At 73.2% G+C, this 17,127-nt stretch carries 15 protein-coding genes and 2 pseudogenes; 11 read left to right on the forward strand and 6 right to left on the reverse strand.

What is annotated here, in order from left to right; genetic code table 11:
* Positions 1–338 (forward strand): annotated as a pseudogene (locus RZ84_RS05855) (phosphoketolase); the annotation flags it as partial.
* A 32-nt stretch (positions 339–370) separates the two neighbouring features.
* Here RZ84_RS05855 and RZ84_RS05860 read toward each other — a convergent pair.
* Positions 371–1,030 (reverse strand): hypothetical protein, encoded by a 660-nt coding sequence (locus RZ84_RS05860; protein WP_043263375.1) that lies wholly within the window; start codon positions 1,028–1,030, stop codon positions 371–373.
* Positions 1,031–1,433: 403 nt separating this feature from the next.
* Here RZ84_RS05860 and RZ84_RS05865 point away from each other — a divergent pair, with 403 nt between their 5' ends.
* Positions 1,434–2,477: a non-homologous end joining protein Ku gene (locus tag RZ84_RS05865; protein WP_043263376.1), complete on the forward strand. Its 1,044-nt coding sequence runs from the start codon at positions 1,434–1,436 to the stop codon at positions 2,475–2,477.
* A gap of 156 nt (positions 2,478–2,633) precedes the next feature.
* Here the strand turns inward: RZ84_RS05865 and RZ84_RS05870 are convergent, their stop codons facing one another.
* Positions 2,634–4,250 (reverse strand): alpha/beta hydrolase, encoded by a 1,617-nt coding sequence (locus tag RZ84_RS05870; RefSeq protein ID WP_063772662.1) that lies wholly within the window; start codon positions 4,248–4,250, stop codon positions 2,634–2,636.
* Positions 4,251–4,380: 130 nt separating this feature from the next.
* Positions 4,381–5,298 carry an NADP-dependent oxidoreductase gene (locus RZ84_RS05875; RefSeq protein ID WP_043263377.1) on the reverse strand — a complete coding sequence of 306 codons (918 nt, stop codon included), beginning with the start codon at positions 5,296–5,298 and terminating at the stop codon, positions 4,381–4,383.
* Between the two features lie 155 nt (positions 5,299–5,453).
* On the opposite strand from RZ84_RS05875, the gene RZ84_RS42260 reads away from it, so the two are divergent.
* The 7 genes from RZ84_RS42260 (at position 5,454) to RZ84_RS05910 (ending at position 12,559) form a co-directional block, all read left to right on the forward strand.
* Positions 5,454–6,725 carry a helix-turn-helix transcriptional regulator gene (locus tag RZ84_RS42260; RefSeq protein ID WP_107068086.1) on the forward strand — a complete coding sequence of 424 codons (1,272 nt, stop codon included), beginning with the start codon at positions 5,454–5,456 and terminating at the stop codon, positions 6,723–6,725.
* A 319-nt stretch (positions 6,726–7,044) separates the two neighbouring features.
* Entirely contained in the window at positions 7,045–8,247 is a 1,203-nt protein-coding gene (locus tag RZ84_RS05885; RefSeq protein WP_043263378.1) for an argininosuccinate synthase-related protein, read from the forward strand.
* A gap of 22 nt (positions 8,248–8,269) precedes the next feature.
* A complete protein-coding gene (locus RZ84_RS05890) occupies positions 8,270–8,995 on the forward strand; it encodes a 2OG-Fe dioxygenase family protein (protein ID WP_043263379.1) in 726 nt (241 codons plus the stop codon).
* Between the two features lie 70 nt (positions 8,996–9,065).
* Positions 9,066–10,022: a DMT family transporter gene (locus RZ84_RS05895; RefSeq protein WP_052229799.1), complete on the forward strand. Its 957-nt coding sequence runs from the start codon at positions 9,066–9,068 to the stop codon at positions 10,020–10,022.
* Positions 10,023–10,450: 428 nt separating this feature from the next.
* Positions 10,451–11,443: a dihydroxyacetone kinase subunit DhaK gene (dhaK, locus tag RZ84_RS05900; protein WP_043263380.1), complete on the forward strand. Its 993-nt coding sequence runs from the start codon at positions 10,451–10,453 to the stop codon at positions 11,441–11,443.
* Positions 11,444–11,543: 100 nt separating this feature from the next.
* The gene (gene dhaL, locus RZ84_RS05905; RefSeq protein WP_043263381.1) at positions 11,544–12,152 is read left to right on the forward strand and encodes a dihydroxyacetone kinase subunit DhaL; all 609 of its coding nucleotides are present in this window, start codon (positions 11,544–11,546) and stop codon (positions 12,150–12,152) included.
* Entirely contained in the window at positions 12,149–12,559 is a 411-nt protein-coding gene (locus tag RZ84_RS05910; RefSeq protein ID WP_043263382.1) for a PTS-dependent dihydroxyacetone kinase phosphotransferase subunit DhaM, read from the forward strand. Before dhaL ends, RZ84_RS05910 begins: the two co-directional genes overlap by 4 nt.
* Positions 12,560–12,574: 15 nt before the next feature.
* Here RZ84_RS05910 and RZ84_RS05915 read toward each other — a convergent pair whose 3' ends face one another.
* Positions 12,575–13,393, reverse strand: coding sequence for an SAM-dependent methyltransferase (locus tag RZ84_RS05915; RefSeq protein ID WP_043263383.1), 819 nt, complete (start codon positions 13,391–13,393; stop codon positions 12,575–12,577).
* Between the two features lie 351 nt (positions 13,394–13,744).
* On the opposite strand from RZ84_RS05915, the gene RZ84_RS05920 reads away from it, so the two are divergent.
* Both RZ84_RS05920 and RZ84_RS36220 read left to right on the forward strand, forming a co-directional pair.
* A complete protein-coding gene (locus tag RZ84_RS05920; RefSeq protein WP_043263384.1) occupies positions 13,745–14,347 on the forward strand; it encodes an RNA polymerase sigma factor in 603 nt (200 codons plus the stop codon).
* A gap of 14 nt (positions 14,348–14,361) precedes the next feature.
* The gene (locus RZ84_RS36220) at positions 14,362–15,153 is read left to right on the forward strand and encodes a hypothetical protein (RefSeq protein WP_241777601.1); all 792 of its coding nucleotides are present in this window, start codon (positions 14,362–14,364) and stop codon (positions 15,151–15,153) included.
* A gap of 57 nt (positions 15,154–15,210) precedes the next feature.
* Here RZ84_RS36220 and RZ84_RS05930 read toward each other — a convergent pair whose 3' ends face one another.
* Together RZ84_RS05930 and RZ84_RS40715 are read right to left on the reverse strand one after the other, a co-directional pair.
* Positions 15,211–16,785, reverse strand: coding sequence for an L-piperidine-6-carboxylate dehydrogenase (locus RZ84_RS05930; RefSeq protein WP_043263385.1), 1,575 nt, complete (start codon positions 16,783–16,785; stop codon positions 15,211–15,213).
* Between the two features lie 72 nt (positions 16,786–16,857).
* A pseudogene (locus RZ84_RS40715) lies at positions 16,858–17,127 on the reverse strand (DUF1338 domain-containing protein); the annotation flags it as partial.

The raw sequence follows: 17,127 nt of genomic DNA on the forward strand, positions 1-17,127 counted from the left end.
CCCGCGACAAGCCGGTCATCTTCGCGTACCACGGCTACCCGTGGCTGATCCACCGGCTCGCCTACCGCCGCGCGGGGCACGCGAACCTGCACGTCCGCGGCTACAAGGAGGAGGGCACCACGACCACGCCCTTCGACATGGTGGTCCGCAACGATCTCGACCGCTTCCGGCTGGTGATGGACGTGGTGGACCGGGTGCCGGGCCTGGGGGTCCGCGCGGTGGCGCTGCGGCAGGCGATGGCGGACCTGCGCGCCCGCCACCACGACTGGATCCGCGAGCACGGAACCGATCTGCCCGAGGTCGCGGAGTGGAGCTGGGCGGGCTGCGCACCGGCGTAGGCGGGCGGTGCGCAGCGGCCGGTGAGCGGCCGTCAGGCGGGGATGCGCGCCCGTACGTCGTCCGCCACGGCGGGGTCGAGCGCCGCCCGCACCAGCCCCGAGGCGAAGTCGGCGATCCGGTCCGGGCCGACCAGCCGGGCCAGTCGCCCGGAGTCGCCGGGCAGCCCCAGTTCCGCCGCGCCCTGGAGGGCCTTGGCGTCCAGGTACGGGGCGAACTCCGGCCATACGGCCTGCACTTCGCGCACGAAGATGCCGGATCCGGCGGGCCCGATGCCCGGCAGTTCCTGGAGTGCGCCGCGCAGCACCGCGGTGTCGCCGCCGGCCGCGTCCCGCATCCGCCGCAGATCGCCGCCGTAGCTGTCGAGCAGCAGCACCGCGCCCTCCCCGAGGCGGGTGGCGGTGCTCTCGTCGTAGCGTCGGTAGCCGCCCTCGCCGAGCGCGTCGACCCGCTGCTGCCACGGTGCGTCGGCCATCCGGCGCGGGCTGCGCAGCCCGGCGGCGAACAGGGCGCGGGCGGCGGCCACCGCCACGGACGCGCGGATCCGCGCGCTGAGCAGATCGGCCACGACCAGGGCCTGGTAGAGCGGCTGCGGGGTGTTGCGCAGCGCGATGCCCGCCTCGGCGGCGTAGGTCCGGCCGTGGCGGTCGAGCAGTGCGCGGACGAGGTCCTGCTGGGTCGGGCGCGGGCTCATGGCGTCACTCCTGGGGATGCGGGGTGGGCGGATGGGGTGCGGACGTCGGGCGCCCGCGGGCGGCACGTACGGTGGCCGTGCCGGAGCCGGGGGCGTCCCTGCGGGCGGGGTACCCGGTCGGTGCGGCGGTAGGCTCCGGCGTCCGGGTGGCGGCCCGGCCGCGGGCCGCTCGGGGGCGGGCGCGAGCAGAGACGCGGGTGGTCGGGGCCGTTCCGGGCGACGGTGCCGGTCGCCATCGCCGTCTTCATCATCTGCGCGCTGTGCGCGGGCGTTCGCCGGGCGCCGGCCCGATGGCCCCCTGAGGGCCCGGCCCGGGATGTGCCGGGATGTGGTGGCCGTCCGGCCCGCCTAGCATGGAACGGCAGCGATCCGCACCGCACCGGTACCGACGAAGGCGGCTGCCATGCGTCCCACGGCGAAGTTCTCCATCAGCTTCGGCCTGGTCACGATCCCGGTGGCCGCGTACAACGCCACGGACCCCGCCGCCTCGGTCAGCTTCGTACGGATCCATACGGCGGACGGCGGCCGGGTGCGCAACCAGCCGGTCTGCTCCCTCGAAGGCGTCGAGATCTCCCCGGACGAGATCGGCCGGGGCTACCGGACGGAGGACGACACCGTCGTACCGCTCACCGACGACGATCTCGGCGCCCTCCCGCTGCCGACCGCGAAGACCCTGACCATCCTGGCCTTCGTCGCCGGCGGCGACATCGACCCGCTCCAGCTGGGCAAGGGCTACTACCTGGGCATCGACGGCCCGGCCGCGGCCAAGCCCTATGTCCTGCTGCGGGACGCCATGGAGCGGCACCAGCGCGTCGGGCTCGGCAAGATCGCGCTGCACGGCCGCGAGACACTGGCCGTGATCCGGCCGCTGGAGGGCGCGCTGGTGATGCAGGTGCTGCTGTGGCCGCATCAGATCCGCCCGATGGACGGAGTGCTGCCCGAGCGGGAGGTGACGGTCGCCGCCAACGAGGTGCGGGCCGCCGAGACCCTGATGGACTCCTTCGGCGAGCTGTCCGAGGAGGATGTGCACGATCACTACCGCGAGGCGCTGGACGAGATCGTGGCGGCCAAACTCGCCCATCGCGCACCGGAGTTCGCGGCCGGCGCGGAGCAGCCCACGGGCCGGGTGACGGACCTGATGGCGGCCCTCCAGGACAGCGTCCGGGCGGCGAAGGAGGCCCGCGGGGAGGCGACGGACGGAGAACGGGCGGCGGCCGGGCGTACGGGGAGCGGGAGAGCGGCGAAGAAGTCCGCGACCACGGGGAAGAAGTCCGCGGCGCAGCAGACCGCTGCGAACAAGTCCGCGGCGCGGAAGGGCACGGCGCAGCAGAGCACCGCCACGCAGAAGAAGACCGCCGCGAAGACGGCGACGGCCGGGAAGGCCACGAAGACGGCGGCTGCGGCGAAGCGGACCGCGGGCGCCGGGCGCGGACGGCGGGCGAGCTAGGGGCTGCCTCATGCGGTACTGCGGCACGAGCACGGCCGGGGCCCGCGCCGTACGGTGCGCTGCGCCGTACGGCGCGCTCCGAAGCACCCGGACTCCGGCCCCGTGGACTACTCCGGCCCTGTGGGCGACTTCGGCCCCGTGGGCCCCTGCCGGGCGTCAGCGGCAGCCCGTGCCGCCCACCGGCAGCGCGCCGTCCAGGAGGAAGCCGTCGACATCGCGGAGCACGCAGGGGTTTCCGGAGGTGTATGCGGCGTGCCCCTCGCCGTGGTACGTCAGCACCGGGCTGGCGTTCCCCAGCACGCGGGCCATGTTCGCGGCACCCTCGTACGGCGTGGCCGGGTCGTCGGTGGTGGCGACGAGGAGCAGCGGCGGTGCGTGCGGTGCCGCGACGTCGCGGGAGGAGTCGTCGCCCGCGGTGGGCCAGCGGTAGCAGTCCAGCAGGGTCGGCGCGATGTCCGGGCCGAACAGCGGGGACGCCTGGGTGAGTTCGCGCTCGGCACGCGGGTAGTCGGTGGGGCCGTAGCGCTCGGAGGTGTCCCGGCAGCTGATCGCCCGCAGGGCCAGCTGGTCCTGGGAGGGCAGCCGGCCGCCGGCACCGCGGAGGGCCCGCACGGCGCCGCTGCCGCTTCCGCCGCCGCTCAGGTCGAGGATCCCCGACCCGTCGCCGTTGCGCAGCCGGGTCAGCGCCTGGCGCAGCGCGGGCCAGGTGGACCGGCTGTAGAGGGACTCCCGGAGGGCGTAGACATAGGTCGTCCCGTCGACCGTGGTGCCCTTCGTCCTCAGCGGATGGTCGGTCAGCTTCCGGTAGAAGTCGTTGAGTTGGGACTGAGCCGCCTTGATGTCGGTGCCCAGCGGGCAGGCGGAGCCGTGTACGCAGTCGGCGGCGAAGGCGTCGGCCGCCCGCTGGAACCCGCGGGCCTGGGCCAGTGCGGTCTGCCAGGTGTTCTTGGTCGGGTCCTCGACGCCGTCCAGGACCATCCGTCCGACGTTGCGGGGGAATTGGTGGGCGTAGACCGCACCGAGCCGGCTGCCGTACGAGAAGCCCAGGTAGCTGAGCTTGGCGTCGCGGACGGCGGACCGCAGCACGTCCATGTCGCGGGCGACGTCGGGGGTGCCGACCCAGGGCAGCAGCGGACCGGAGTACCGGCCGCACGCCTCGTTGAGGCGCTGCTCGCTCGCGCCGAGGCTCGCCGCGCCGTTGCCGGTCACCGGGGTGAAGGTGGTGCCGCAGGAGATGGGGTCGGTGCGACCGGTGCCGCGCGGGTCGAAGCTGACCAGGTCGTAGCGCTGCCCGAGGTGGGCGAACGCGTCGGCGTTGCCGACAAGGTAGTTGACGCCTGAATCACCTGGCCCGCCGGGGTTGATGACCAGCGACCCCAACCGCTTGCCGGGGCCGGTCGCGGCCAGCCGGATCAGCTGGACACGGAGCGTGGCCTGCCCGGGGTGCGCGTAGTCGCGGGGGACCTCCAGCCGGGCGCACTGGAGACGGTCCGGGTAGCCGGGCCGCGGTGCGCCCCGGCCGGACGAGGCGGACCGCAGCATGTCGGGCGGGCACCGCTGCCAGGCCGGCTGCTGCTGGTAGAAGCGCGCCAGGCCGGGGTTCGGGGCCGGGACCGGCCCCGCGGTACCGCCCGCCGCCGGGGCCACGGCCCCCGTCAGGGCGCCGGCCAGCGCGCACACCACCAGCCCGCCGACGGCTCCGCACACACACCGCCCCGCCCCGGCTGCCCTGCGCGGCGCCGCGGTACGCCACGGTGCGCGGCCTCCCGGCATACCCCGAGCGTAGGACCGCGGCACCGTACGGGCATCCGGACGGTGCGCGGCCCCGCGACTGCCCACCGGGAGGGACCGGTTGGGGCAGGGAGCCCGCCGCCCCTCCCCCGCCCGGCCCGGCGGTGGCGGCTCAGACCGTGAGGATCAGCTTGCCGCGTACGTGTCCCGCCTCGCTGACCTGCTGCGCGGCGGCGGCCTCGGCGAGCGGGAAGGTGTCGGCGACCGGCACCGCCAGCTTGCCCTCGACGGCGAGCCGGGCATGCCGGGCCAGCCCCGCGACGATCTCCGCCGGCGGGGTGCCGCCCGCGGAGAAGGGGATGCCGTGCTCGGCGGCGTTCACGTCGGCGATGGTGACGATGCGGTCGGTCGTACCGCCGCGCAGCGCGACCGAGAGCGGCAGCACGCCCTTGCCGGCCGCGTCGAAGACCGCGTCGATGCCCTGCGGGGCGACCGTGCGGACCCGCTCCGCCAGGCCCTCCCCGTAGGCCACGGGGATCGCGCCCAGGGTGCGCAGGAAGTCGTGGTTGGCCGGGGAGGCGGTACCGATCACGGTGGCACCGGCGGCCACCGCGAGCTGGACGGCGACCTGGCCGACCGCGCCCGCCGCGCCGTGCAGCAGCAGCGTCTCGCCGCCGTTCAGCCCGAGTTCGTGCAGCACGCGCTGGGCGGTCTCACCGGCGACCGGCAGGGTGGCGGCGGCCTCGAAGCCCAGCCCGGCGGGCTTGGGCGCGATCTCCGCGGCGATGGCGTACTCGGCGTAGGCGCCCGTCCGGGTCAGGCCGAACACCTCGTCGCCCACGGCCCATCCGGTGGCACCCGGGCCCAGCGCGTCCACCACGCCGGCGAACTCCATGCCCGGGACGGCGGGGAAGGTCGTCGGGAAGAACTGCTCCAGCCGGCCGTAACGCCGCTTGTGGTCAACCGGGTTGACGCCCACGGCGACCACCCTGACCCGGACCTCGCCCGCCGCCGGCTCCGGCCGGCCGGCGTCCTCTTCATAGGACAGCACCTCCGCGCCGCCGAACTCGCGGTACACAATCGCTCGCATATCGATCTCCCCGTGGCCCCTCATGAGGCGCGTTGATGGGACGTGACGGCATCAGCCTGACCTGCGGCGGGCGGTACGGCGGCCGGTCATCGGAACAGTCCCACCCGGCCGAAAGGCCAGGTCGCGCGGGACGGGCCGGGACTACGCTGAGCCGCATGGAGCTGACCGGCCCGCTGCCCGCCCTGACCGCCGCCCACGAGGTGATCCGCGCACCCCTGGGCGAGATCCTGCCCCGGCTGTCCGGACTGCTGGCCGGGCCGATCCCGCACCGCGCGGCGGCCGAACTCTCCACGCACTGCGCCCATTCACCGTTCAAGACGTACGGCGATCCGGAGATCACCGGCCGGCTCTCCACCGCCGATCTGACCCCGCTGCTCGCGTCGGGCGTCCCCGGCCGGCCCTGGCTCGGCACCCTCCCGCTCGCCAGCGCCGAGCGCCCCGTGCTCGCCGTCACCAGCCACGCCACCCCCAGGGGCGCCGTCCTGCTCCTCGTGCGGACGGTGCCCGACGACGCCCCGGTGCCACCCCTCGACGACACCGTCACCGCCGTCGTACAGGCCCTCTGGGACATCGTGACCAGCCACTTCGACCGGCTGGCGGCGGGGGCGATGCCCGGTGCGCTGGCCCGCTCGCGGACCGCCGCCGGGACCCGCGCCCGGGTCATCGCCGAGCTGGGCGAGGCGCATTCGGCCGTCCTCACCGGACTGCTGGGCGTGCTGCGCAGCCGCAGCCTGGACGACGCGGCGGCCCGCGCCACCGCGACCGATCTGGCCGCGTCGGCGCTGGTGGAGCTGCGCGCGGAGGCCGAGCGCGACCGGGAGATCGCCGAGGAGCCGGCCGGCCAGGCGTTCGCCCGGCTCGCCGACTCGCTGCGGCCACTGGTGCGTTACAGCCCGGTGCGGCTGGAGTTCGGCGCGCCCGACTCCGCCCGCAGCCTGGCCGCCGACGTCGCCCACACCGCCCGGGCCGTGGTCCGGACCGTACTGCTGGAGGCGCTGGCGCAGGACGCGGTGAGCCGGATCCACGTCGGCTGGCAGCTCACCGAGGGCGAACTCCGCGCGACCGTACGGGACGACGGCCCCGGCACCCTCACCGCGCATGCCCTCACCCCCGGCCGGGTCAGGGAACGGCTCGACGTTCTGGACGGCCGGTTGGACGTCGACGCGGTCCCCGGTTGGGGCTCCACGGTCACCGCGACCATCCCGCTGTCCGCCTTCCAGGACCCGGCGCCCGACCCGCTGACCAGCCTGGGCGAGCGGGAGTTGGAGGTACTGGCGCAGCTCGCGCTGGGCCACCGCAACCGCGTGATCGCCGAGGAACTGCACATCAGCCAGTCCACGGTGAAGTTCCATGTCGCCAACATCCTGACCAAGCTGGGTGTCGGCTCGCGCGGCGAGGCGGCGGCGCTCTTCCACTCCGCGGCATAGGCCCTGTCCGGCGGGTCGGGGGCGGCCGGCCGGACCCTGCGCATGACGGCGGCCCTGTCCGCATGCTGAGCACGTTCACCGGGCGCCCGACGGGTCCCTTCCGCACCGTAACTGGGCTTGATTTCCCCGTAGTTGAGGAATCCACACCGGCACGAATTCACATCGCCGGAGGACGGTGTGACAAAGGGCACGTTGTGTCATGATCATGCACCGGTACCGTGATGTCCGCCGAGTCGAGCACCGGAATCAGCGGACTACAACGACGTGGTTCCACGATTGAGAGAATCGTCCGCGCTTCTTCTGACACCAGAGGTGCCCTGTGCCTTTACGTCCCCCCATTCGTTCCTTTCGGGATATCGAAAGGAAGCTCAGGCGCGATACGCCGGTCGTCACGCTCTTCAGCGGCGGCCTGGACAGCGCCTATCTCCTGCTGTGGCTACGGGACAACGGATTCACCGATGTCCACGCCGTCAGCATCGATCTGGCGGAATCAGAGACCAGCGACCAGAAGACCGAGATCGCGGGAATGCTCGGGGCCAAGCTCCATATCCTCGACTGCCAGGAGGAGTTCGCCCGGGACTTCGTCGCACCGGCGATCTCCGCACAGGCCGTCTACCTCGACCTCCATCCCGTGAGCTCCACCCTGAGCCGCCCGCTGATCGCGCAGCGGGCCGCCGAGCTGGCCGACCGGCTGGGCGCCCATGCCGTGCTCCACACCGCGAACCGGTCCCAGAACACGCTGCGCCGGCTCAACGGCGCGCTGCACCTGCTGAATTACCCGGGGCTCCACGGAAGCCCGTACGACCTGGAACCCGTCGACCGCGACGACAAGCAGGCCGCCCTGGCGCAAGCCGGCGTCGAGCTTCTCAAGGGCCGTTCGGTGAGCGGTGATTCCAACCTCTGGTGCCGCGAATTCGAGTCCGGAATCCTCGACGATCCGGAACGGCACCGCGTTCCGGATGAGTTGTTCCGGTGGAGCGCCGTGCGGCCCGGCGTGGCACCGAGCGAGATTTCCGTCGGAATCGAGTCCGGCATCCCGGTCACGGTCGACGGCCGGCCGATGGAGCTGGTCGAGCTGATTGCCGAACTCAACGGGCGGGTGGGCGCGTACGGCATCGGACGCTATTCCGGGCTGGAGCATCTGGACAACGGCGAGAAGGTCCTCGAACTCAGGGAAATGCCGGCGGCCTGGATTCTGCTGCGTTCCTACCGGCACATCGAGGCGGCGTGCCTGGACGCCGAGTTGCTGCGCGAGAAGCAGCATCTGGAGCAGGTGTGGGTGCGTGAGGCGCTGGAGGGCCGCTGGTTCGGGGATCTGCGCCGGGCCGTGCAGACCTTCATGGACACCTGCGCACAGCGCACCACGGGGACCGTCACCTGGGAACTGCGCGCAGGAGGCGCCGACACGCGTTCCATCGTGGCGCCCCACCCCCTGTACCTCCGCGACCGGGAACGCTGGGAGGAGCAGTCCATCGCCGCGGAGTCCTCGGCACACGCACTGCTCGACCCCGCCACGGCCTGACCCGACACCCCAAGGAATCGCCATGAACGACAACGCGACACCCACCGCCGACGCCAGGGCCGCCGTCGACGCGCTGGCCACCACGGGTGCGTGCGTCCTGCCCTCCGGCACGTTCTCCCGCATCCTCGACGCCACCGCCGAGGACTGGACCCGCTTCGGCCGGAACTGGGAAGACCTCCTGCTCGACGAGTACATGGCCGACGGCGGCAGGTACCGCTACCGGCGCTACGGCCAGTACGACCTGGACCCGCAGGGATCCCTGACGCTGCTCCCGCACGAGCCCTACCGGCAGGAGAGCCGCATCAACCGCCTCAACGGCGGCGTCGACCGCGTCTTCGAGCCGCTCACGGACCACTTCACCCACGACCCCCTGCTCACCCGCATCCTGGTCCGTCTCGGCAGGATCTTCAGCGCAGTTGACGGTACGGACCGGTGGAACATCAAACTCCACCCCTACCGGATCGTCGCCGGGCGCGAGGTCGGGCAGCCGGCGCCGGAGGGCCGCCATCAGGACGGCGTCACCTTCATCACCACGCTCCTCATCAACCGCGTGAACGTGACGGGCGGGGAGAGCTCCGCCTTCACACCGGAAGGCGACGAACTCGTCCGCGGCACGCTGTCCGCCCCCGGGGACCTGTTCCTCGGCGACGACCGCACCATCTTCCACGACGTGACGCCGATCCATCCGGTCGACCCCCAGGAGGCGGCACACCGCGACGTCCTGGTGATCGCCTACACGGCTCGCTGACCGCCCCGGTGGCGGGCCGTACGCGGCCCCCCGTACGGCCCCGCCACCACCGTCACCGTTGGGAACCTCCATGACTCGTGCCCGCTCGTCACACCGCGGCTGGCTGACCGACGCACCGGTGCTGGCCGTCGCCATCACCTGGGGCTCCAGCTATCTGGCCACCAAGAGCATCACCGGCCCGTCGACCGTCATCGCCACACTGCTGCTGCGTTTCCTGATTGCCGTCGCCGTGCTCGGGCTGCTCCGCCTGCGCGCCATCCGGCGCCTCACCGCGGCCGAGGTGCGCGGCGGCATCCTCATCGGCCTGATCCTCACCTGCGTCTTCCTGCTGGAGACCTACGGCGTCGTGCACACCTCGGCGACGAACGCCGGCCTCATCATCAGCCTGACCATGGTCATGACCCCCCTGGCCGAGGCGGCGCTGCGCCGTACCCCGCCCACCGCATCCTTCGTCATGGCCGCCGCCGGCTCGGTCCTGGGCGTGCTGCTCCTCACCCAGGGCGGCGGATTCACCGCGCCCTCGGTCGGCGACCTGCTGATGCTCCTCGCGGCCCTCGCCCGGACCGCCAACGTGCTCACCACGCACCGGCTCCCGTCCATCAAGAGCGCCGACGACGGCGCGCTGACCTTCGTCCAGCTGTCCACCGCCGTCGTCTGCTTCGCGGCGCTCTCCGCCGGTGTGGGAACCTCGCCCCTGCGGGTGGCCGCCGGCCTGGAGACGGGCCAGTGGCTGGACCTGCTCTACCTGGCCCTGCTGTGCACCCTGTTCGCCTTCTTCGTCCAGCTCTGGGCCGTGCGCCGCACCAGCCCGTCCCGGGTCAGCCTGCTGCTGGGTACGGAACCGCTCTGGGCCGCCGTCATCGGTGTCGCCCTCGGCGGGGACCAGCCGGGGGCGCTCGGCTACGCCGGAGCGGCCCTGATCCTCATCGGCACCGCCTGGGGAAGGCGGGCCGCCGAGGCGTCCGGTGGGCGACCAGAGGTGGCTGCCGCGTCACCACCCGTGCCGGAAGGCGCCGTTGCTCAGTAAGCGGCGTCCTGCGGGGGCACTCCAGGGTGAGGGTGTCCACGGGGGTCAAAAGTGTCCACGGGGGTCAGGGGGTCAGATCACCGCAGGGGCCATCGACCCGGCCAGGAGGGATCCGCGCGCGATCGACAGGTAACGCCCTTGCTGGAGAAGGATGTTGGGCACAGCACCTCAGGCGTGACCGGCCCGGCCGCCCCCAGTTGGACAGCACCCCGGCCCGACGGGTGGCCCGCCGACGCGGTGGTACCGCGGAGGCCCGCCCGATTGGCTGATCGCCGGTCAGGGAAGTCAGCATCACGTCGGTTCGGTCCCGCCGGAGCCCGCCTCGGAGCGCCGTGGCGCGCCACGGCCGGGAACCGGCGAGACTGGGGCCGGCCCACAGGCGCACCATCCGGTCCCCACTCGCGAAAACGTCTCACCAGGAGGTACCCGTGAAGATGCTGATCAACGTCGCCGAGACCGTGGTGGCGGACGCCCTGCGCGGGCTGGCCGCGGCCCACCCCGAGCTGGTGGTGGACGTGGAACAGCGGGTGGTCGTCCGGCGGGACGCACCGGTGGAGGGGAAGGTGGCGCTGGTGTCCGGCGGGGGCAGTGGGCACGAGCCGCTGCACGGCGGGTTCGTCGGGCCGGGGATGCTGGACGGTGCCTGTCCCGGGGAGGTGTTCACCTCGCCGGTGCCGGATCAGATGGCGCGGGCCGCGGCGGCGGTGGACAGCGGGCACGGGGTGCTCTTCGTCGTGAAGAACTACACCGGGGACGTGCTGAATTTCCGGATGGCGGCCGAGCTGGCGGAGGACGAGGGGATCCAGGTCGCCAGTGTGCTGGTCAACGACGATGTCGCGGTCACCGACTCGACCTTCACCGCGGGACGGCGCGGCACCGGGGGGACCCTGTTCGTGGAGAAGATCGCGGGGGCGGCGGCGGAGGAAGGGTTGCCGCTGGAGCGGGTGGAGGCGGTGGCCCGCCGGGTGGTGGAGTCGTCGCGGAGCTTCGGTGTGGCGCTGAGTGCCTGTACGACGCCGGCGAAGGGCAGCCCGACGTTCGATCTGCCGCCCGGTGAGCTGGAGTTGGGGGTGGGCATCCACGGGGAGCCGGGGCGGGAGCGGCGGCCGATGATGACGTCGGGTGAGATCGCGGACTATGCGCTGGACGTGATCCTGGAGGACCTTCAGCCGCGGCTCCCGGTGCTGGTGCTGGTGAACGGGATGGGGGCCACCCCGCTGCTGGAGCTCTACGGCTTCTCGGCGGAGGTGCGGCGGGTGCTCGACGAACGGGAGGTGCCGGTGGCCCGTACGTTGGTGGGGAACTATGTGACGTCCCTGGACATGGCAGGCTGTTCCGTGACGCTGTGCCAGGTGGACGGGGAGTTGCTGCGGTGGTGGGATGCCCCGGTGTCCACGGCGGGGCTGCGCTGGGGATGCTGAGCGGCGCCGCGGCCGGACGCATGGGCGGGTCGCGGTGCGTCGCGGGGTCGGGACCGGCGCAGGAGACGGGCGGGACCGGCGAGAAGAAGAGGAGCAGTGGGTGTCCGAGGCAAACCTTGACGCGGATTTCTTCGTGCGGTGGCTGACGGCGGTGGCCGGCCTGGTCGACCGGGAGGCCGAGCGGCTCACCGAGCTGGACTCGGCGATCGGCGACGCCGATCACGGAAGCAATATGCAGCGGGGATTCGCCGCCGTGGCGACGGCGCTGACGGCGGCGCCGCCGGCGACGCCGGGTGCCGTACTGACCACCGCGGGGCGGCAGTTGATCTCGACGGTGGGCGGGGCGTCCGGGCCGCTGTACGGGACGTTGCTGCGCCGGACCGGGAAGAGTCTGGGCGGGGCACCGCAGGTGACGGCGGCGGAGTTGCGGGCGGGGCTGACCGCCGGGGTGGCGGCCGTGGGCGAGCTCGGGTGCTCGCAGACCGGGGACAAGACGATGCTGGACGCGCTGGTGCCCGGTGTCGAGGCGCTGGCGACGTCGTTCGACGCGGCGGCCACCGCGTCCGAGGAGGGGGCGCTGGCCACCGTGCCGATACGGGCCAAAAAGGGGCGCGCCAGCTATCTGGGCGAGCGCAGTATCGGCCATCAGGATCCGGGGGCGACCTCGTCGGCCCTGCTCTTCGCGGCCCTGGCGGCGGTGGCGCGATGAGCGGCGGCCCGATGGTCGGGGTGGTGCTGGTGTCGCACAGCGCGGAGGTCGCCGGGTCCGTCGCGGCCCTCGCGGTGGGGCTGGCCGGCGGGGGCGTGACGGCGCCGGTGGCCGCGGCCGGCGGGAGGCCGGACGGCGGGCTCGGGACGAGCACGGAGCTGATCGCCGCGGCGGCGCGGGAGGTGGACCGGGGCGCGGGGGTGGCGCTGCTGGTGGACCTCGGCAGCGCCGTGCTGACGGTGAAGGCGATGGTCGCGGAGGGGAACGAACTGCCGGACGGGGCACGGCTGGTGGACGCCCCGTTCCTGGAGGGGGCGGTGGCCGCCGTGGTCAGCGCGTCGGCCGGGGCGGACCTGGCGGCGGTCGCCGCGGCGGCCGGGGAGGCGTACGGTCACCGCAAGGCGTGAGCCGGGGCGCCGGGGTCAGGGTTTGCGGGCCACGGCGGCGTAGCAGGCGGCCTCGGCGTCGGTGACGTGGGTGGCGTCCTCGGGGCGGTCGGGGCGCCACTGGTGGGAGAGGGTGACGCCGGGCTCCAGCAGCTCCCAGCCGTCGAAGAAGCGGAGGAACTCGGCGCGGGTGCGGAACTGGAGGGCGGTACCCGCGTCCCGGTAGATCTTGATGATCTTGTTCATCGTCCCGGGGCTGAAGTCCGAGGTGGCGTGGGTCATCGCCAGGGTGCTGCCGCTGGGCAGGGCGGCCTTGAGGGCCTCGACGACGGTGTGTGCGCGGTCGCGGCCGTCGTCGGTGACGAAGTGCAGCAGGGCGTTGAGACTGAGTGCGACCGGTTGGGTCAGGTCGAGGGTGTCGCGAAGTTGTGGTGCCGTCAGGATGCTGTCGGGGTCCGTGACATCGGCCTGTACGTAGGAGGTCCGGCCCTCGGGGGTGCTCAGGAGCAGGGCGGCGGCGTGGGCGAGGACGATGGGGTCGTTGTCGGTGTAGACGATCCGGGCGTCCGCGGCGATGCCCTGGGCGATGTCGTGCAGGTTCGGCGGAGTGGGGATGCCGGTGCCGATGTCCAGGAACTGGCGCAGGCCCGAGCGCGCGAGATGGCGGGTGGTGCGGTGCATGAACTCGCGGTTGATCCGGGCGGCCACCAGTGCGGCGGGGAAGACGCCCAGGACGCTGCCGGCGGCCATCCGGTCGGCGAGGAAGTTGGTCTTGCCGCCGAGCATGTAGTCGTAGATCCGGGACGAGTGCGCCCGGTCCAACTGCAGGTCCACGACCGGCTGGTGTTCGCTCATGCTGTGCCGCCTCCCCGGCGCCGGGAGCCCAGGCTCCGTCCGATGGGTCGCCGGCGGAAAGAGCCCTGCCCCGGGCCGGGCCGGATCATGCGGCGGGGAGCGATCACGCGACGCCCCGATCCGGTCGGGCCGGGATCATGGTCAACGGCAGTCAGTCACCCGGGGCGATTCCGTGACCAATCTTCGTCATGGGTAGTCATATGAATACGGAGCGCAGGATTATTTGCTTCCGGGTGCCACAAAACGGCTCGGTTTCCTGTTCATTGGAAGGTGAGGGCAAACACCCTCCTGCTGCGGTCGCCGATCCGGCGCCACCGCGGTGGTGCACGGCGAACGGAACGAGGACAGCGCGTGAGCAGAGACCGGGACCGACATCCGCCGGCCGGGAGCCCGGCCCGCGCTGCCACAGTGGAGATAGCCATCGGCGCACAGGAATCCGACGGATCGTTATCGATCACCTTCGAGGCGTTTCTGGCGACCCACGCCCGGAAGTGGTTCACCTACGCCTATCTGCACACCGGCAGCGAAGCCGCGGCCCATGAGGTGACCCGCGCCGCATACGGGCAGCTCGGCCGGGTGTGGCCGCACGCCCTGCGGCAGGCGTCGGTGGAGGCGTACGCCTGGGCGGTGCTCAAGGAGCGGGTGGTGGAGTGGCTCTACGACCACCAGCAGCCGACCGCGCTGACCGAGACCGCCGCCTTCGCGGTCGTCACCCATGCGCTGCTGCGCGAGTGCCAGCAGCAGTTCGCCATGCTGGAGAGCCAGTTGGGGCTCTACGCGGCGATCTCCCGGCTACCGGAGCGGCAGTGCGACGTCATCGTACTGCGGCATGTCATCGGGTACAGCGACGCGCAGATCGCCGCACTGCTCGGGGTGGACGAGGTCACCGTGCGCTCGTACGCGAGCCGGGGCAAGCGCAAGCTCGCCGGCGCGCTCGGAATCGACCAGGGATAGACCGGGAAACGGAAATGGGGGAACGGACCATGTGGTACAGCGATCCGCTCGAACGCCGGGAGACCGTCGAGACGCTGCTCAGCGCCGCCGCCGCGGTGGCCGGCATCGAAGGACTGGCCGGCTTCAGCGACCTCGACGAGGCGGGCACGCTCGACGGCCTCGGCCGCGGGGACATCTGCGCGGGGGCGCGGGACGAGCGGGACCGTCGGGCGGGCGCGCCGCCCGCGGCGGTGCCGCCGATCGTCCGGCCGGACCTCGGGGCGCCCAGCGGCTACCCGAGCGCCCGGGACGAGGCCACCCACGAGCTCCAGCTGGCCTGTGCGCTGGTGGTCAACGCGGCGGCAGCCGCGGCCAGTCTGGAGCGGCTGGTGAACGACCACCACATCGACCCCGAGGGCGCGCTGGTCTTCGCCTGCCTGCTGCACATCACGGGGCGTACCGACGCGGCGCACTTCTGGTGGCACTTCGGCGCCGGCGCCGGCAGCCGCACCGCCGCCTACTGCCTGTATCTCGCCCACCGCCGCGACGGCGAGTTCCGCGATGCCGCCTACTGGCGCGAGCAGGCGGCGCACGCGCCCGACGAGGAGCGCCGGGCGGTGGCCGCGTTCGACGAGAAGCAGCTGCTGCCGGACGACGCCCGGCACAACCTCCTCGTGCAGTGGCACAGCGGGCTGGCGCCCACCCTGCCGGCCGCGCTGGAGAGCGTGATCAGCCAGCTGGTGGTGGACGGCGACGACGAGGACTTCGGGGAGATCCCGCGTCCGTCACCGACCCTGGTCCGCGACCTGGGCCGCGCGCTGCGCTAGGGCTGCCCGCCGGTCAGGATCGATGACGTCGCGCCGCCTGCCCCAACCACCGCTTCTCTAAAGGAAGTTGACGCCCTGGGCCAGTGGCAGGTCCGCCGAGTAGTTGACGGTGTTGGTGGCGCGGCGCATATAGGCGCGCCAGGCGTCGGAGCCGGACTCCCGGCCGCCGCCGGTCTCCTTCTCGCCGCCGAACGCACCGCCGATCTCCGCACCCGAGGTGCCGATGTTGACATTGGCGATGCCGCAGTCGGAGCCGTCGGCGGCCAGGAAGCGTTCGGCCTCGCGCTGGTCGCGGGTGAAGATGCTGGAGGAGAGGCCCTGCGGGACGCCGTTGTGCAGGGCGATGGCCTCGTCGAGCGTGCGGTAGGTCAGCACGTAGAGGATCGGCGCGAAGGTCTCGGTGCGGACGATCTCGGTCTGCTCGGGCATCCGGACGACGGCGGGGCGGACATAGGCGGCGTCCGGGGCCTCGGCGGTCAGGCAGCGGTCGCCGCCGGCGAGGAGTTTGCCGCCGTCGCGCTGGGCGGCGGCCAGCGCCTCGGCCATCGCCGTGCCGGCGGCCGGGTTGATGAGCGGGCCGACGAGGGTCGCCGCGTCGAAGGGGTCGCCCAGCGGGAGTTGGCCGTAGGCGCGCACGATCCGCTCGGTCAGCGGTTCGGCGACGTCCTCGTGGACGATCAGCCGGCGCAGCGTGGTACAGCGCTGTCCGGCGGTCCCGGCGGCGGCGAACACGATGCCGCGTACCGCGAGGTCGAGGTCGGCGGAGGAGGTGACGACGGCGGCGTTGTTGCCGCCGAGCTCCAGCAGGCAGCGGCCGAACCGCGCGGCCACCCGCGGGGCGACCTGCCGGCCCATCCGCACCGAGCCGGTGGCGCTGACCAGCGCCACCCGGGGGTCGTCGGCCAGTAGTTCGCCCCACTCCCGGCCGCCGAGCAGGAGGTGGTGGACGCCGGCCGGCGCGCCGGTGTCGGCCGCGGCCCTGGCGAGCAGCGCGGTGCAGGCCAGGGCGGTGAGCGGGGTCAGCTCGGACGGCTTCCAGACCACCGGGTCGCCGCAGACCAGGGCGACGGCGGCGTTCCAGGACCACACGGCGACCGGGAAGTTGAAGGCGGAGATCACCCCGGCGACGCCGAGCGGGTGCCAGGTCTCGGAGAGCCGGTGGCCGGGGCGTTCGCCGGCGATGGTGCGGCCGTAGAGCTGCCGGGAGAGGCCCACCGCGAAGTCGCAGATGTCGATCATCTCGCGTACCTCGCCGAGCGCTTCGGAGCGGATCTTGCCGGCCTCGATGGTGACCAGGTCGGCCAGGTCCTCCTGGTGGGCGGTGAGCAGTTCGCCGAGCCGCTTGACGAGGGCGCCGCGCACGGGGGCGGGGACGGTGCGCCAGATGAGGAAGGTGCGGTGCGCCTCGGCGAGCGCCGCCTCGGCCTGTTCGGGGGTGGTGGCGGGAAGCCGGGCGAGGGTGGCGCCGGTGAGCGGGGTGCGGGCGGCGAGGGTGTGGCCGGTGGCGGATTCGGCGGCGTAGCCGTCGAGGTCGGCCGCGCCGCAGCGGCGCAGCGCGGCCGAGGCGCGGGTGCGCAGCGCGGCGGTGTCGGGCAGTCGCGGGGCGGAGGGGTCGGCGGTGGCCGGGGTCATCGGGTAACTCCTTGCTCGGCAACGGAATATCGACAAGGGAATCGGCAACGGAATCGATGGGCGGTCGGTCGGCTAGCCGGCGGCGGCGTCCAGGGCGCGGAGTGCGGCATCGGCACCCAGGGTGACCAGGGCCCGCCGTAGGGAGCGGTCCTGCCGGTCCGCGTAGAGGGCGAAGGGGTCGAGCACCGGGCGGTCGATCGCGGCGGAGAGCCGGTGGGCGTCGTAGGGGGTGCCGGGGCGCCGGGCGTCGCGGGTGCCGTCGCCGGTGAGGTTGGAGTGGAAGATGCCGGCGGCGGAGCGGGGCAGGAAGTCCTCGTAGACGATGGGGCGGGGGGGGGGGGG

This window comes from Streptomyces sp. CT34, from assembly GCF_000805335.1.
Taxonomy (GTDB): Bacteria; Actinomycetota; Actinomycetes; order Streptomycetales; family Streptomycetaceae; genus Streptomyces.

Bases quoted from the DNA above. Each gene is read 5' to 3' on its own strand.
- RZ84_RS05860 (WP_043263375.1), bottom strand. From the start codon at position 1,030: ATGAGCCCGCGCCCGACCCAGCAGGACCTCGTCCGCGCACTGCTCGAC.
- RZ84_RS05865 (WP_043263376.1), top strand. From the start codon at position 1,434: ATGCGTCCCACGGCGAAGTTCTCCATCAGCTTCGGCCTGGTCACGATC.
- RZ84_RS05870 (WP_063772662.1), bottom strand. From the start codon at position 4,250: ATGCCGGGAGGCCGCGCACCGTGGCGTACCGCGGCGCCGCGCAGGGCA.
- RZ84_RS05875 (WP_043263377.1), bottom strand. From the start codon at position 5,298: ATGCGAGCGATTGTGTACCGCGAGTTCGGCGGCGCGGAGGTGCTGTCC.
- RZ84_RS42260 (WP_107068086.1), top strand. From the start codon at position 5,454: ATGGAGCTGACCGGCCCGCTGCCCGCCCTGACCGCCGCCCACGAGGTG.
- RZ84_RS05890 (WP_043263379.1), top strand. From the start codon at position 8,270: ATGAACGACAACGCGACACCCACCGCCGACGCCAGGGCCGCCGTCGAC.
- RZ84_RS05895 (WP_052229799.1), top strand. From the start codon at position 9,066: ATGACTCGTGCCCGCTCGTCACACCGCGGCTGGCTGACCGACGCACCG.
- RZ84_RS05910 (WP_043263382.1), top strand. From the start codon at position 12,149: ATGAGCGGCGGCCCGATGGTCGGGGTGGTGCTGGTGTCGCACAGCGCG.
- RZ84_RS05915 (WP_043263383.1), bottom strand. From the start codon at position 13,393: ATGAGCGAACACCAGCCGGTCGTGGACCTGCAGTTGGACCGGGCGCAC.
- RZ84_RS36220 (WP_241777601.1), top strand. From the start codon at position 14,362: ATGGGGGAACGGACCATGTGGTACAGCGATCCGCTCGAACGCCGGGAG.
- RZ84_RS05930 (WP_043263385.1), bottom strand. From the start codon at position 16,785: ATGACCCCGGCCACCGCCGACCCCTCCGCCCCGCGACTGCCCGACACC.